At 56.7% G+C, this 14,597-nt stretch carries 13 protein-coding genes, 1 tRNA gene, 1 pseudogene and 1 CRISPR repeat array; of the genes and pseudogenes, 5 read left to right on the forward strand and 10 right to left on the reverse strand.

The window, feature by feature from the left end; all coding sequences use genetic code 11:
• Positions 1–15 precede the first annotated feature (15 nt).
• From HKX44_RS01240 to HKX44_RS01270, 7 genes are read right to left on the reverse strand one after another with little or no spacing between them, the layout of a single operon-like run.
• Positions 16–945: an AEC family transporter gene (locus tag HKX44_RS01240; protein WP_276149488.1), complete on the reverse strand. Its 930-nt coding sequence runs from the start codon at positions 943–945 to the stop codon at positions 16–18.
• A 33-nt stretch (positions 946–978) separates the two neighbouring features.
• Positions 979–1,779 (reverse strand): MBL fold metallo-hydrolase, encoded by an 801-nt coding sequence (locus tag HKX44_RS01245; RefSeq protein ID WP_276149489.1) that lies wholly within the window; start codon positions 1,777–1,779, stop codon positions 979–981.
• The gene (locus tag HKX44_RS01250; protein WP_276150775.1) at positions 1,779–2,594 is read right to left on the reverse strand and encodes a TatD family hydrolase; all 816 of its coding nucleotides are present in this window, start codon (positions 2,592–2,594) and stop codon (positions 1,779–1,781) included. The genes HKX44_RS01245 and HKX44_RS01250 overlap by 1 nt, the downstream gene beginning before the upstream one ends.
• A 31-nt stretch (positions 2,595–2,625) precedes the next feature.
• Positions 2,626–3,738 carry a DNA polymerase III subunit delta' gene (locus tag HKX44_RS01255; RefSeq protein ID WP_276149490.1) on the reverse strand — a complete coding sequence of 371 codons (1,113 nt, stop codon included), beginning with the start codon at positions 3,736–3,738 and terminating at the stop codon, positions 2,626–2,628.
• Positions 3,739–3,775: 37 nt separating this feature from the next.
• Positions 3,776–4,405 (reverse strand): dTMP kinase, encoded by a 630-nt coding sequence (gene tmk, locus HKX44_RS01260; RefSeq protein ID WP_276149491.1) that lies wholly within the window; start codon positions 4,403–4,405, stop codon positions 3,776–3,778.
• The gene (locus HKX44_RS01265) at positions 4,402–5,568 is read right to left on the reverse strand and encodes a D-alanyl-D-alanine carboxypeptidase family protein (protein WP_276149492.1); all 1,167 of its coding nucleotides are present in this window, start codon (positions 5,566–5,568) and stop codon (positions 4,402–4,404) included. Before HKX44_RS01265 ends, tmk begins: the two co-directional genes overlap by 4 nt.
• A 17-nt stretch (positions 5,569–5,585) precedes the next feature.
• Complete coding sequence (locus HKX44_RS01270) at positions 5,586–6,335, reverse strand: SPOR domain-containing protein (RefSeq protein ID WP_276150776.1); 750 nt, start codon at positions 6,333–6,335, stop codon at positions 5,586–5,588.
• A gap of 359 nt (positions 6,336–6,694) precedes the next feature.
• Here HKX44_RS01270 and HKX44_RS01275 point away from each other — a divergent pair.
• A tRNA-Ser gene (locus HKX44_RS01275) sits at positions 6,695–6,784 on the forward strand.
• 91 nt (positions 6,785–6,875) lie between these two features.
• Here HKX44_RS01275 and HKX44_RS01280 read toward each other — a convergent pair.
• On the reverse strand, positions 6,876–7,484 hold the full coding sequence (locus HKX44_RS01280; protein ID WP_276149493.1) for a site-specific integrase: 609 nt from the start codon (positions 7,482–7,484) through the stop codon (positions 6,876–6,878).
• Positions 7,485–7,565: 81 nt separating this feature from the next.
• A complete protein-coding gene (locus HKX44_RS01285) occupies positions 7,566–8,123 on the reverse strand; it encodes a hypothetical protein (protein ID WP_276149494.1) in 558 nt (185 codons plus the stop codon).
• A gap of 608 nt (positions 8,124–8,731) precedes the next feature.
• On the opposite strand from HKX44_RS01285, the gene cas9 reads away from it, so the two are divergent.
• The 4 genes and pseudogenes from cas9 to HKX44_RS01305 all read left to right on the forward strand — a co-directional run bounded on the left by cas9 (position 8,732) and on the right by HKX44_RS01305 (position 14,245).
• Complete coding sequence (gene cas9 / locus HKX44_RS01290) at positions 8,732–11,977, forward strand: type II CRISPR RNA-guided endonuclease Cas9 (RefSeq protein WP_346348161.1); 3,246 nt, start codon at positions 8,732–8,734, stop codon at positions 11,975–11,977.
• A 72-nt stretch (positions 11,978–12,049) separates the two neighbouring features.
• Positions 12,050–12,961: a type II CRISPR-associated endonuclease Cas1 gene (gene cas1 / locus HKX44_RS01295; RefSeq protein ID WP_276149496.1), complete on the forward strand. Its 912-nt coding sequence runs from the start codon at positions 12,050–12,052 to the stop codon at positions 12,959–12,961.
• Positions 12,958–13,302, forward strand: coding sequence for a CRISPR-associated endonuclease Cas2 (cas2, locus tag HKX44_RS01300; RefSeq protein WP_276149497.1), 345 nt, complete (start codon positions 12,958–12,960; stop codon positions 13,300–13,302). Before cas1 ends, cas2 begins: the two co-directional genes overlap by 4 nt.
• Positions 13,303–13,375: 73 nt before the next feature.
• Positions 13,376–13,742: a CRISPR direct-repeat array (repeat unit 36 nt; unit sequence ATTGTAGCAGTTCAAAATCCGAGGTCCAGCCGCAAC).
• Between the two features lie 126 nt (positions 13,743–13,868).
• Positions 13,869–14,245: pseudogene (locus HKX44_RS01305) on the forward strand (transposase).
• 135 nt (positions 14,246–14,380) lie between these two features.
• Here the strand turns inward: HKX44_RS01305 and HKX44_RS01310 are convergent.
• The gene (locus tag HKX44_RS01310; protein WP_276149498.1) at positions 14,381–14,506 is read right to left on the reverse strand and encodes a hypothetical protein; all 126 of its coding nucleotides are present in this window, start codon (positions 14,504–14,506) and stop codon (positions 14,381–14,383) included.
• Positions 14,507–14,597: the final 91 nt, after the last annotated feature.

The raw sequence follows: 14,597 nt of genomic DNA on the forward strand, positions 1-14,597 counted from the left end.
CCCTGAGTCTTGAGACTAGGCGAGGGCTTCCAGCCAGAACCAGACGCTGAAGATGGAACTGGCAGTTGCGATCAGCACCGCAGAGGCGGCCACACGGCGGGCGCGGCCATACATGTTTGCAAAGATATAGGCGTTGAACCCCGGGGCCATGGCAGAGGTCAGCACAGCCGCACGAAACAGGTCACGATCTAGCGTCAGCGCACTGCCCATGCCCCAGACGATTGCAGGATGCACCAGCAGCGACAGGGCACAGACCATCGTAATCGCTTTCATGTCGCCTTCGGGTTTATATTGGATCAACACCCCGCCAAGCGCAAACAGGGCAGCCGGCAAGGCGGCCCGCGCAATCAGCGACAGGGCATCATCGACAACCCCGGGCAGGGCCACCCCCGTCAGGTTGACCGTAAAGCCGGCCAGAATGCCCAGCACCAGCGCATTGCGAAACATCGCGCGGGTCACAGAGCGCAGCAGTGCCACACCGGATTGACCGCGCCCGCGCACGATTTCCATGACGGTGATGCCAAGCCCGTAACAAAACGGCGAGTGAAAGGCGATGATGGCAAAGTTTCCCGTCAAGGCGTCAGGGCCATAGGCCCGTTCCGAGATTGGCAGGCCCAGCAGGACGGTATTGGAGAACAGGCAGCAAAACCCGATGGCGACGCAGTCTTCCCAGTCGCGTTTGAACAGCAGGCGGGCGCCGAAAATGCCAAGTGCAAAACAGGCCGCCGCACCGGTGTAAAAGCTGATCAGCAGCCGCGGATCGAAAGACGCGGCGATGTCTATTTTCGCAATCGCCTGAAACAGCAGGCAGGGCACGGCAAAATTCTGTGCAAAGCGCAGGACCCCGTCGATGCCCGCCATTGGAAAAAGCCCGCGCCACACCGCGACATAGCCAAAGCCGATGACCAGAAAAACGGGTAGGATGACGTCCAGAAGCGTTTGCACAAACGGGCCTTGATGACAGGGGCCGGGCGGGTCTTAGTCCAGCGGGAAGGTCAGGACCATGCCGTCAAAGGCAGGGTCGATATGATCGGGGGTTTCGGCGGCGATGGTCTGATAGTCGAGATCGTTGTGCATATTGGTCAGGACGGCCCGCGCGGGGGCCATGTCGCTGATCCAGTCCAGCGTTTGATCCAGATGGCTGTGGGTGGGGTGTGGATCACGGCGCAGGGCATCGACGATCCAGCAGGACAGGCCTTGCAGGTGTGGCCAGACATCATCGGGAATCTTTGCAACATCAGGTAGATAGGCGACGTCGTTCACCCGGAACCCCAAGGCATCCATGCCGCCATGGTTGACCAGAAACGACGAAAAGGTCAGCGCCCCGCCGGGACCATCAACGGTGGTGTTCCCGTCAATGTCATGTAGATCAAGGATCGGCGGATACATCGACCCTTGAGGTTGCACAAAGGCATAGCCAAAGCGTTCTAGCAGCGCCGCCTTGGTCGGGGCATCCGCCCAGACCGGCAGGCGTGCCCGCATGTTGATCACGATCATCCGCAGATCATCCAGCCCATGCACGTGATCGGCATGGGCATGGGTGTAAAGCACCCCGTCAAGCCGCCCGACGCCGGCATCCAGAAGCTGGCTGCGCATGTCGGGGGACGTGTCGATCAGAACGGATGTTGTGCCGGTGTCGGTGACGCGTTCAACCAGTATCGAGCAGCGTCGTCGGGCATTTTTTGGCTCTTCAGGATCGCAGGCCCCCCAATGGCCGCCAAGACGCGGCACCCCGCCAGAGGATCCGCAGCCCAGAATGGTGATGCGCATTTCGGCCATCAGCTGGCTCCTTGATAGGCGGCAACCTTGTGGAACAGGCGTTCGAAGTTCTGTTCGGTCTGGGCTGCGAAATCGGCATAATCCATGCCAAAGGTCTCGGCAGCGCGTCGCGCAGTATGGGCGACAAAGGCGGGTTCGTTGCGTTTGCCGCGATGGGGCGGCGGGGCCAGATAGGGCGCGTCGGTTTCCACCAATATGCGGTCCAGCGGTGCGGCGGCAAAGATGTCGCGCAGGTCGGCGGATTTGGGAAAGGCGGTGATGCCTGACATGCTGAGATAGAACCCAAGATCAAGCGCGGCGCGGGCCAGCTCCGGCGAAGATGAAAAGCAATGCATGACGCAGGAGTAGGCCCCGTTGCGATGCTCTTCGCTCAGGATGCGCGCCATGTCGTCGTCCGCGTCACGGGCATGGATGATCAGCGGTAAACCGGTCTCGCGGGCGGCTGTGATATGTATCCGCAAAGAGGTTTGCTGAATGTCTTTGCTGTCGGCAGTATAGTGGTAATCGAGTCCGGTTTCGCCAATGCCGACCATCTTGGGGTGGGCGGTCAGGGCAATCAGGTCATCGACACTGACCAGAGGTTCGTCGGCCACGGACATCGGATGTGTGCCGGCAGCGAAAAACACCGGCGCATGGGCCTCGGCAATGGCACGCACGGTTTCGACCTGACGCAGCTTGGTGCAGATTGTGACCATGCGCGTGACACCGGCGTCCGCTGCGCGGGCGATGGCCTCGGGCAGCTGATCTTGGAAATCGGGGAAATCGAGGTGGCAATGGCTGTCCGTGATCAGGGGGGCAACCATGGTGTCGGTCATCTGGGAGGCGTCAGTCATACTGTCCGTCATTCTACCTTGGGGCGCAGTCACTTATCTTTTGCAGGGTATCTAGGACCAAGGCGGTAGGGTCAAGGTTCACGGCCATGCCATGTTGCACCCGCGCTGAAACTTCCTGTGCCAGATCGGCCCATTTGCGGCCCTGAAACGGGGTTGGAGACAGGCGCAGCAGCAGCTCGGCTTCGCCCGGTGTTGCCTCGGCCTGTGGCACCACGCCGGTGGCACCGGTACGCGCCAGACGGGCCAGCAACAGATCAACAAGAGCAAACAGCAGTATCAGCTTTTCTTCGGCACCGCGCTGGGCTGCGGCCTCGGCCAGTTTGATCACCCGGGCGCGGTCCATGCGTGGCAGCGAAGACATCAGCGCGACCAGTTCGGCGTAAATCTGAAGCCCACCCATCAGCGACAGCCGCAGGGCACCGCCAACAGAGCCGCCCGACAACGCCGCAAGGGCGGCTGGATCGCCTTGCATCTCGACACCTGAGGCGGCGAGGGCGGCTTGCATCTCTGTGGTGTCCAGCGGGTGCAGCCGCAACACCCGACAGCGCGAGCGGATCGTGGGCAACAGGCCAGAGGGTTGGTGGCTGAGCAACAACAACACGGCGCGTTCGGGCGGTTCCTCCAGCATTTTCAACAGGGCGTTGGCCGCATTCGGGTTCATTTCGTCGGCGTCGTCGATGATCACCACACGCCGCCCGCCATCCGCCGCTGACATCTGGAAGAACCCGTTCAGCGCGCGGATGTCGTCCACGACAATCTGCTTGCGCATCTTTTTGGTGTCGGGGTTCACAGAGCGGGTGACCGACCGCAGCGCCCCTTCGCCATTGGCGGCGATACGGCGCGCCACGGGATGGTCGGGGGCAATATCAAGTGTGTCGGGTGTCGGGGCGGCAAACATTCCCCCGTCATCGTTTGGTGTGGCCAGCAGGAAACGCGCAATGCGCCAGGCCAGCGTCGCTTTGCCAACACCGCGCGGGCCGGTCAGCATCCATGCGTGATGCAGTTTGCCTGAATTGAAAGCATCCAGAAAGGCCGCTTCGGCGGCATCTTGCCCGATCAGACGGGGGGTGTCACGCGGATGGGGGGCACCGGCAAGGCGGTCGGGTTGTGGGGCGTCGTCACTCATGATCCGGGTCTAGCAGGTTTGGCGCAGGAGGGAAGGCTCAGCACGGCAGGCGTGCGCTGACCGCCTGCTGCACGTCGGTGGCCACGGTTTCGATGGCCCGCCCGCCGTCGATGGTGACAAAGCGCTCTGCAAAATCGTCAGCGAGGGCCAGAAACCCTTTGCGCATCGCCTGTTGCAGTCCTTCGCCGAAGTCCTCAAACCGTTCTTCGACGGTTTGACGGGCCAGCGCCCGCGACAATCCCTGTGCCGGGTCCATGTCGATCAGCACCGTAAGGTCCGGTTCCACGCCAATCATCAGCTGGTGCAACTTATCAACCTCAGCGCGCAGATCACCGCGTGACAGTCCCTGATACATGCGGGTTGAATCGGCAAACCGATCACAGATTACCACCTTGCCCGCGTCCAGCGCCGGCTGGATCGTGCGTTCCAGATGGTCGCGCCGGGCGGCGGTAAACAACAGGATTTCTGTGCGCGCCGACCAGCGGTCAGGATCGCCCTGCAAGACCAGTGCGCGAATTTCTTCGGCTCCCGGCGAGCCGCCCGGTTCACGGGTCAGAACCACGTCATGACCGAGGCTGCGCAGGTGATCTGCCAGCAGGCGCGCCTGTGTAGACTTGCCCGACCCGTCGATCCCTTCAAAGCTGATAAACAGACCCGCGTGGTTCACGAAGCGTCCTGTGGTCCGGCATTCAGGCGGGCCAGAAGATGTTTGGCTGCGGCGGTCATTTTTACCATGAAGCCACCGGGTTGCACGTTCTGGGACGCGACCAGAGGCACCTTGATTTCTGGCAGGCCGTCGCGTGTCAGGATCAGTTCCGCGATGGCATCCCCTTTGGTGATCGGGGCACGGAAGGGGCCGGTAAACACAACTTCGCCGGTCAATCCGCCACTGGCGGAAATCGGGGTCAAAACCGAAAGATCTTCTGCCAGTTCCAACCCGACAGTCGGCTGATCACCCATGGCGACGGGGGCCTCGGCCAGCTGTGTGCCGGCGGTGCCAAGGGTTTTCTGGCTGAACTGGCGAAATGCCCAGTTCACGATGGATTCAGATTCGCGCGCCCGTCCTGCTGCACTGTCCAGGCCGCTGATCACAAAGATCACCCGGCGATCCCCCTGTTTGGCGCTGCCCACAAGCCCATATCCGGCCTCATTGGTATGTCCGGTTTTTAGACCGTCTGCACCAATATCCAATTTCAACAGGGGGTTGCGGTTAAACCGGTTCGAACTTTCATTTGCATCGAACAGGAATTCACGCTCTGCGAACATCGGATAGAACTGTGGGAAATCCGAGATCAGCCGGTTTGCCAGAAGCCCCAGATCGCGCATCGACATACGGTGTCCGGGCTTGGGCCAGCCGTTCGAATTCATAAAGGTCGAGTTTGTCATGCCCAGCTGTTGGGCACGCATGGTCATGTCACGGGCGAAGCGGTTCTCGGTGCCTGACAGTGCTTCGGCAATTACCACGCAGGCGTCATTGCCTGACAAGACGATGATGCCGCGCAACAGGTCTTCGACGGACACCCGCTCGCCTTCCTGAAGGAACATGGTTGACCCGCTATAGGCCGCAGCATCAGCCGAAACCGGCAGTTTTTGATCCAGCTCCAACCGCCCGGATGCAACAGCCTCAAACGCCAGATAGAGCGTCATCAGCTTGGACATCGACGCCGGCGGCAAAGGCGTGTCTGCGTCTTTGGCCAGCAGCACGGTGCCGGTGGTTTGATCGACAACATAGGCCGCTGTTGCCTTGGTCTCAAAGGCGGCGGCGGTCGAGACCGACAGGGCCAGCGTCAGGCCGGCTGCAAGGGCTGTGGCAGAAAGGATGCGAAACATGGACAGGCGGGCTCCCGTTAGTTGGTGACCGCATAGGCGTCGGAAAAGCCTTCGGCTTTGATCGCCTTGATGAGGTTGTTAAGTTCTGATTTTGACATGGCCGGGCCGACAAGCACACGCCAGAACGGTTTGCCGTTGATCTCGGATTGTTTGACCGAAGGGACCATTCCGGCAGAGCGCATTTGTTTGGCGACGCGGGTTGCATTGCCTTCGATCGAGAAAATGCCAAGCTGAACAAAGGGTTTGTTCAATGAGGATGCCGCGCGCGGTTTGGTGGGTTTTGGCGGTGATGAGGGGGTTGGTGCCGCATCAATCGCAGCACCGGCTGCGGCGATCGGATCAAGGGAGGTCTGGGACACTTTGGCGGGTGCGTCGACCGTTCCGGTTGCGGTTTCGTCACCCGGTGCGGCTTCCTCGGTTTCCTCGCGGCGCAGGGCCGTCACGTTCAGCGGGGCAGGGGCACCGGCCAGAATACTAAGCGCTGCTGCGGCATCTGATGAAATTTGCAATTTGGGACCGGGCAGGTCGCGTTCTTTGCGGAACAACGCGCCGATGACAAACTTGCCATTGGCCTCGTTGCGGATAATCACCCGCTCTGGTTCAGTGACATCCGGATGGGCCACCCAAACCCCACCAAGCGAGGGACGCCCGTCCCACAATCCCTGATCGGTGGCGGAGAATACTTCGGGTGCCTCAACGTCACGTTCGACCAGTTTGGTGGATTTTGTGCTGCCGGCTGTTGTCGCGGCGGGGCCGGCATTGGGCATCGGTATTTTGAATTTTCCGTTTTCGTCGCACCCGGCAAGCAGGGTCAGGGCAAGCGTTGCCGCGACGGTCATCCGGGCGGTTTGCCGGGGGCTGCGCGTCATATCCATAGGCCTGCTCATCTGTTTTCGTCCTTGCCTGTGGGCCACTGTTGACCTCGTTATGCCGTTGATTACGGCTCGCCTTTGGTCCCCTTGCTGGGGATCTTGGGCGCACATTAACCTGCAACGCCACACCTGAAAAGGCTGCAAGAGGGGGATCGGCGATTTTCCCCAAATGACGGCATTTTTCCTTCTGGCCTGAAATGGGGTGAATTCCGGTTTGCCGAATCAATTTTTGCACATTAGGAGGGGCGAACAGCGGAGGTTTGGCAGAGTGGTCGAATGCACCGGTCTTGAAAACCGACGGGCGTGAGAGCGTCCCCAGGGTTCGAATCCCTGAGCCTCCGCCATTAATTCAGTGTAATGTGTTGATTTTGAAGTAATAATTCAGAATTGCGCCACATCGTTCCCACATCATGCCTTTGCTTGATTTGCCTTGTCTCAGTCTAAATCAGAGGTGTTTCCAGTAATCAGTTTGCGTTGATCTTCACGGCTGATTTGGCCGTAACTGCGCAATGTAGTCAAAACATCGGTGTGTCCAAGGTTCTGCGATGCGGCGACCAGTTCAGCCACAGAACTCGCATTTTTGGCTGCATGGCGCGCCAGCATGTGACGAAAGGCGTAGGGGCCGTAGTTAGGGACGCCTGCAGCTTCAAACGCGCTGCGAACGATCTTGCGCACAGGTTCGGTGCTTTTCCAATGGCCGCGTGTAAAGCCGCTTGCCTCAAACCCCGAATTTGACTTGGCGGTGATTGCAGTTGCAGGGAACAGCGGGTCATCTGGCCCGTAGAGCGCTACTTCGTCGCAATATGTCACCCATTCGGCAAGAGCGGTTTCGGCTTCTTCAAACTCTTTAGCAAAGAAAGTGTCGATGACCTTGCCAAACTTGGTTGCGACTTCGCGGGGGTTTTGGGTGACGGATTGTTCGCGCAAATCAACGTGTTTGATCTTGAGGGATACCAAGGCGGCGATCCCCGCCAGCCGCGCGGCTTCATCAGGGGAAACTGCGATAGGGGGTGTTGAGTGGGCTGATTGCTTCGTGGTTGTCATGGTTCATTCTCCATCATTTGGTGACAGATGAACCTAGGCGGACGCAGGCTGGATCAAAACAGACGGTGCGTTTTGATCCAGTTATGATCCACTTCTGACTTCGGATACATATCTCTTAACCGTCGGTAATGATGGGCATTTCATGTCTGTAAATTGTTTTTCAAGCTCTGCCTGCAGCGCCTTTGCTTCTGCGTTACGTCCCTGCAGTGCGGGACCTTGGCTGGTTCGAAGCGCCCTTAACTCACGTATCGGGTTTTCATAGTCATTGGATCGCCCGCCAGCGCGTGTTTCAGGAACGCCTGCGATGGCACGAAGGTCGGCGACTGCTATGAGTTTTCCGGCCTTCGGGTCAAACCTCAATACGTCGTCTAGCTGAGCCGTCACGAAGGGGAGGACGGCTAGGGTGCCTTGGGACGTTAGGATCACGCCAAAGGGGGATTTCACTTCGCTGGCAAGGGCAGCTTGGACGTCCTGAATGCCCTGCAACCCTTCTAGATCAATGCGCTGGGCGCTGCATATTTGTTCCGCTGCGGTCATGGTTTGTGGTGTGGCCAAGCTGGCAAGGTGGTCCAATTCCGCTTTGACGCGACCTTGCACAGTGTCCGAAAGTTCGGCAATCAGGCTGTTGATATCATTCACAAGCGCTGTTCCGCGCCCCTCGCTTTGCCAATTGAAGCCATCGGGGCATGAACCCCTTTTGCGTTTAGAAACGATGCCAAACGTGCGTCGTGGGATTTACGGATAAAGCCGCTGAATGAAGCCGTGAATTGTGCCTTCGGTTGTTTCACGGGCTACATGTGGTGTTCACAGGCGTGTGACAAAAGTCATGAGTGGCTTAAAATGGTTGAATAGCATTCGCGAGACCTCAAATGAGAAGTTCAGTGATCGAACTTTGCCGTCGGACGCGTTCAAGACGTCGTTGCAAAACCATGAGACATGAAAAGATGACAACAACAGCGTTTAGCTATTTACTCTGGGCGAAGCGACAATGGAGCGAATTAGTCACGGCATTGGCGACAGGGTGAGACTTAGGTTTCCCCAACCGTATTTGAACACGGCTTCTTAAACGAGAAAACGCAGGCCGTAGCCTGCGCTTTGATGTGGTGCAATCGAATGCTTGTTAACGGCTCGACCACGGATTTTGAACTCCCCTAACTTAGTCGTTGACCGTGCTGGGTCAAGCACTCTTTCTGGTTGAGCTGCAATTGCTCGGATGCAAAGGTTTGATTTTTGGGTGGGGTCCTCGAATGCGTCTCGGACTTGATATTGGCACTAATTCTATCGGTTGGTGGCTGTATGCCACTAAAGAAGGGAGCATTTCTTCAGTAGTGGACGGTGGTGTCCGGGTGTTTTCGGATGGGCGTGATCCTAAGTCGGGGGCTTCGCTCGCAGTGGATCGTCGAGAAGCTCGAAGTCAGCGTCGTCGACGTGACCGTTTTTTGCGCCGCAAGGCTGCCTTGATGAAACGTATGGCGGCCGTGGGTCTGATGCCTGCGGACCCAGCTGAAGCAAAGGCGCTGGAACTGCTCGATCCTTATGCATTGCGGGCAGAGGGGTTGGAGCAGGAATTGCCGTTGACGCATTTCGGGCGGGCCTTGTTCCATCTCAACCAACGGCGGGGGTTTAAATCGAACCGCAAAACAGACCGTGGCGACAATGAAAGCGGTAAGATCAAGGATGCGACAGCGCGGCTTGATCAAGCGATGATGGCTAAAGGTGCGCGAACCTATGGTGAGTTTTTGCATATGTTCCGCAGCGCCGCGACGGATGCAAAGCAGATTCCAAGCGTGCGCACACGGCTTACGGTGGCGCGCCGTGATCACGCCGAAAAAGAAGAGGCGGGCTATGATTATTACCCCGACCGGCGGCATTTATCGGAAGAATTTGGCAAGTTATGGGCTTCTCAATCACAATATGCCCCTGATATCCTGACCAACGAATTACGTGATGAAATTCGCTTGATTATTTTTCATCAACGGCCGTTGAAGACACCTGAAGTCGGGCTGTGCCTGTTCACTGATGAACGGCGCATCCCAAGTGCGCATCCGCTGAATCAGCGACGCATTTTAATGGAAACTGTTAATGGTTTGCGCATTGCTGCATTGGGCGAACCGAAGCGTAGCCTGACCCTCGAGGAACGTGACCAAATAGTCCATGCACTCGACAACAAGGCGCATACAAAGTCGCTCGCGGGCATGGCGATGAAACTCAAGGCGCTTGGCAAGGTAATCAAACTGCGTTCAGATCAGAGCTTTACTTTGGAAACGGCCAACCGTGATGGGATTGCCTGCGATCCGGTTCGTGCCAGCCTGTCGCATCCCGACCGCTTTGGTAGTCGTTGGTCTGCGCTTGACATAGTTGGGCAATGGGACGTGATCGAGCGTATCCGCGCGGTGCAAAGTGACAGTGAATTTCAGGCGCTTGTTAGTTATTTTATGGCAGATCATGGGCTTGACCGTGTCCATGCCGAAGGGGCTGTAAATACTCCGCTGCCAGAGGGCTATGGCCGCTTGGGCCTGTCTGCTACAAAACGGATTCTCGCCGCACTTGAGGCAGATGTCATATCCTACAGTGCAGCCGTGGCCGCTTGTGGCTGGCATCATTCGGATGGCCGTACGGGGGCTGTATTCGAAAATTTGCCCTATTACGGTGAAATCCTTGATCGTCATGTGATCCCGGGCACATATGACCCAAAGGACGACGATGTCACCCGCTATGGACGGATCACAAATCCAACCGTGCATATCGGTCTAAACCAGCTCCGCCGCCTCGTGAACCGCATCGTGACGGCCTATGGCAAGCCAGATGAGATCGTGGTGGAACTGGCTCGTGATTTGAAGATGTCGGAGGATCAAAAGCGTGAGGTCCAGCGTGTCATCAAGAAAAACACCGATGCGGCAAAGGCGCGTGGCGTGAAATTGGTGGAGGAGTTGGGCGTGAAAGACACCGGTGCAAACCGGATGATCATGCGGCTTTGGGAAGACCTGAGTCACGATGTGATGCACCGAAAATGTCCCTATACAGGGCAGCAGATTTCGGCAGGGATGTTGTTTGATGGGTCTTGTGATGTGGACCACATCCTGCCCTTTTCGCGCACGCTTGATGATGGGTTTGCGAATAAGACTTTGTGTCTGAAAGAGGCGAACCGCCAAAAGACCAACAAAACCCCGTGGGAAGTATGGGGCGACACCGATCAATGGAATGTGATTGCGGCGAACCTCAAGAACCTGCCAGCCAACAAGACATGGCGCTTTGCCCCTGATGCGATGGAACGGTTCGAGGGCGAAAACGAATTTTCCGCTCGTGCCTTGAAAGACACCCAATATCTGTCCCGTATTGCCCGCAGTTATCTGGATGCTTTGTATGATGGGGGCGATGGAAAAAACCATGTCTGGGTCGTGCCCGGTCGCCTGACTGAGATGCTGCGTCGACACTGGGGATTGAATGGGCTGACAGCTTTGACAGATAGTGAAGCGCAGACGGTTAAGGCGAAAAACCGCACCGATCATCGCCACCACGCGATTGACGCGGCGGTGATTGCTGCGACGGACCGCAGTCTGATCCAGCGGATTTCAAAAATCGCTGGGCAGGATGAACTGGACGGGGCCGAACAGGTAGCACGATCTGTGCCACCGCCATGGGAAGGCTTTCGGAGAGACATTGGGGCGCAGATTGCCAAAATCATTGTCAGCCATCGCGCCGATCACGGGCGTATAGATCCGGTTGCACGTCAATCGGGGAAAGATAGCACGTCGGGCCAACTTCACAATGATACCGCCTATGGGATTAAAGGCGGCAATACGGTGGTTAGCCGCAAGCCGTTGATGTCATTGAAACCAAACGATATCGCCATATCAACCCGAGGTGCGAATATACGGGATGTTGATCTGCAACGGCACCTTCAACGTATCACCATAGGGCTAGAGGGTAAGTTGTTTGAAGCGGCGCTTTCGGATTTTGCATCGGCTGAAAGACTTCCCGATGGATCAAACAACCCTTATTTCGGACTGCGGCGTGTGCGCCTTGCGGAAACACTACAAGAAACCGCAAGGGTCGAAATCAAGGATAAAAACGGCAAGCACTTTAAAGCCTATAAGGGGGATAGCAATTACTGCTATGAGATTTGGCGGCTGCCAGATGGCAAGATCAAGGCTCAGGTTGTGACCACCTTTGAAGCGCATCAAGCAGGGGATGAAAAAAAACCGCATCCCGCCGCAAAACGGCTGTTGCGCGTGTTCAAAAGGGACATGGTACGCTTTGAACGGGATGGTAAGACTTTGTTGGGCTATGTGCAGAAACTTGATCTTGGCAATGGCCTCTGTATCGCACCGCATACTGAAGCCAATGCGGATGCGCGGAACCGCGATAGAGCCGATCCATTTCGGTTTATCCAGATGAGTGCTGGTCCGTTGATTAAAGCAAATGCCCGCCGCGTCTATGTCGATGAAATGGGCCGTTTGCGTGACCCCGGTGCGCCGAAAATAGCTACTTGATTTGGTGATTGCGCCAACCTCGACTACAATCCTGGGGTGAGCCGATTTGTGTGGGGGCACGAAAGGTAACCGGTGGACCAGATTATTGATATTGCGACAGATGGACGGCATCTGTCGCGTGACCGTGGCTTTTTGAAGGTGTCAGAGAACGAGACCGAAATTGGCCGTGCCCCTTTAGATCAGATCGCAGCTGTGATCGTTCATGCCCATGGTACGACTTGGTCAATGTCACTACTCACTGAACTGGCTGAGCGGGGTGCCCCCGTTGTTTTGTGCAGCGCTAATCACGCCCCGAAATCCGTTCTTTTACCAATTGAGGGCCACCATGCCCAAGGTGCGCGGATGCGTGCGCAATGGCAGGCAAAAACACCCATGATCAAGCAGGCGTGGAAACAAGTCGTGACCGCAAAGGTGGCAATGCAAGCTGCAGTACTTGATGCGATGGGCGAAGCGCCAGCACCGCTGCATATGATGCTGCGCAAGATTACCTCCGGTGACAGCAGCAATATTGAGGCACAAGCTGCCCGTTATTATTGGCCGCGTATGATGGGGCCTGACTTTCGGCGTGATGCGGGGCAGGAGGGCGAAAATGCGCTTCTCAACTATGGATACACGGTGCTTCGTGCCGCAACTGCACGGGCTGTTGTGGCTGCGGGCCTACACCCAACCATTGGCTTGTTTCATTCGAACCGCAGTAATGCCTTCGCACTAGCCGATGACCTAATGGAGCCATTTCGCCCTTTAGTTGATTGCGCGGTTCGCACCATAATTGCAAGGTATGGCGTGGCGGTCGATACCAATGCCAAGCAAACGCTTGCCCGTCTCATCGCCACCGATTTGCCCTTGGGCGACGGTGTTACGCCTGTCTCTCTGGCCTTGCAAAAGCTTGCGACCTCGTTGGGGCAAAGTTTTGAAGGCGGCAAATTGCGTCTAGCCTTGCCACGGCCACCCGATCCGCTGACGCTTGCAGGTTTGGGTCTATGAGCGGTCAACGGACGATTTTATCAGGATATAGATTGATGTGGATTCTTGTAATGTTTGATTTACCCACGGATAGTAAACTGCAACGCAAATCCGCGACGGCGTTCCGCAATTTTCTCTTGGATGAGGGCTTTGAGCGTAGCCAGTTTTCAGTCTATGCGCGATTTGTGAATGGAAAAGAGGCTTTTGTGACCCGCGTAAACCAAATTGAGCGGCACCTGCCGGACGCAGGCGACGTGCAAATCCTGAATTTTACAGACAGGCAATATCGTGATATTGTACATTTCTCGGATCAGGGCCGGAAAAGTGCCCGCAAGAATCCAGAACAATTGGTCATGTTTTAATGAAATTCGCTGCGAAATACCACAATAGCACTCGGGTTAACTCTAATGTTATCAGAGGGTTACCTGGAGGGCTATTGTAGCAGTTCAAAATCCGAGGTCCAGCCGCAACACGAATGCCCCCAGAACCACCAGCACCGATATTGTAGCAGTTCAAAATCCGAGGTCCAGCCGCAACGAACATGTCGCCCGACTCTCGCGAGAGTTGGATTGTAGCAGTTCAAAATCCGAGGTCCAGCCGCAACTGGTTCGATCCAAGCTGCAGTTCAAGCGTGATTGTAGCAGTTCAAAATCCGAGGTCCAGCCGCAACGACGCGGGCAAGGAGGGATAGGGTATGCTTATTGTAGCAGTTCAAAATCCGAGGTCCAGCCGCAACTAAGCTTAGCAACGCGACGGCGCTCAAGTTATTGTAGCAGTTCAAAATCCAAGGTCCAGCCGCAAACCACGGCTGTTGGGTTGGCCACGTGTTGATCGTAACCGGCTCTGTTGCGCAAGTCGGGAGAGGGATTCATCTCATGAATCCAGCGTGATAGCTTGAAGGCATGAGCAGGCCCCCCCGACCTACAAGATCAAGAACTGGCGCGCCTATAACGACGCGCTGAAGCGTCGTGGCTCGATGACGATCTGGTTCGATCCCGAGATGACGTGGGAGGCCCGGCCGACCAGTAAGAGAGGCCGACAGCCCATCTATAGCGACACCGTAGGCGCGATTGCGTGCAATGAAGCGCTCGGGCGTCGAAATACCTTGGCCGAGCGCTTTGGCGGAAATGGAGTGGATACCACCGCCGAAGTCGTGCCGAAACCAAGATGCACGGCATGAAACTGCTGGGACAAAGACTGATGGCACGGGATTATGGACGTCAGGTTGCCGAGCTTCAGCTCGGTGTTGCGGTCATGAACGGATTCACCGCGCTTGGCATACCCGTCACAGGGGCCGTGGGATAAATCCGTCTGGGGAAAGGGAAACCTTGGCCCTCGACCGATTTGCGCAACAGAGTCAGGTGAGGATAAAAAATTTACTACGCATCTGAGTGTATTGAGGTAGGAGAGGATCAATCTCTGCTTGCCGGTGAGAAAATTTCAATCGGTATTTAAGTAGTTTGACCATTTTTCCATCATCGCGCGACGACGTTCAATCATATCTCCACGACGGGATGCGGCTTCAACCTTGTTGCCCATAGCATGAGCCAATGCCATCTCCGCCATTTCAATTCTATTTCTATCAAGTGCCTATCATCGTCGCCTGTGTTGCGATGTGGCTTTTTTGCGTGAGCAGCTTGTCACACCTGGCAATCGC

The sequence above is a fragment of the Sulfitobacter sp. M05 genome, from assembly GCF_029285175.1.
Lineage (GTDB): Bacteria > Pseudomonadota > Alphaproteobacteria > Rhodobacterales > Rhodobacteraceae > Sulfitobacter.

Excerpts from the sequence above, each read along its gene's own strand:
- HKX44_RS01255 (WP_276149490.1), bottom strand. The coding sequence starts at position 3,738 with ATGAGTGACGACGCCCCACAACCCGACCGCCTTGCCGGTGCCCCCCAT.
- HKX44_RS01265 (WP_276149492.1), bottom strand. The coding sequence starts at position 5,568 with ATGTTTCGCATCCTTTCTGCCACAGCCCTTGCAGCCGGCCTGACGCTG.
- HKX44_RS01245 (WP_276149489.1), bottom strand. The coding sequence starts at position 1,779 with ATGGCCGAAATGCGCATCACCATTCTGGGCTGCGGATCCTCTGGCGGG.
- HKX44_RS01280 (WP_276149493.1), bottom strand. The coding sequence starts at position 7,484 with ATGACAACCACGAAGCAATCAGCCCACTCAACACCCCCTATCGCAGTT.
- HKX44_RS01310 (WP_276149498.1), bottom strand. The coding sequence starts at position 14,506 with ATGGCGGAGATGGCATTGGCTCATGCTATGGGCAACAAGGTTGAAGCC.
- cas9 (WP_346348161.1), top strand. The coding sequence starts at position 8,732 with ATGCGTCTCGGACTTGATATTGGCACTAATTCTATCGGTTGGTGGCTG.
- HKX44_RS01250 (WP_276150775.1), bottom strand. The coding sequence starts at position 2,594 with ATGACCGACACCATGGTTGCCCCCCTGATCACGGACAGCCATTGCCAC.
- HKX44_RS01270 (WP_276150776.1), bottom strand. The coding sequence starts at position 6,335 with ATGCCCAATGCCGGCCCCGCCGCGACAACAGCCGGCAGCACAAAATCC.
- cas2 (WP_276149497.1), top strand. The coding sequence starts at position 12,958 with ATGAGCGGTCAACGGACGATTTTATCAGGATATAGATTGATGTGGATT.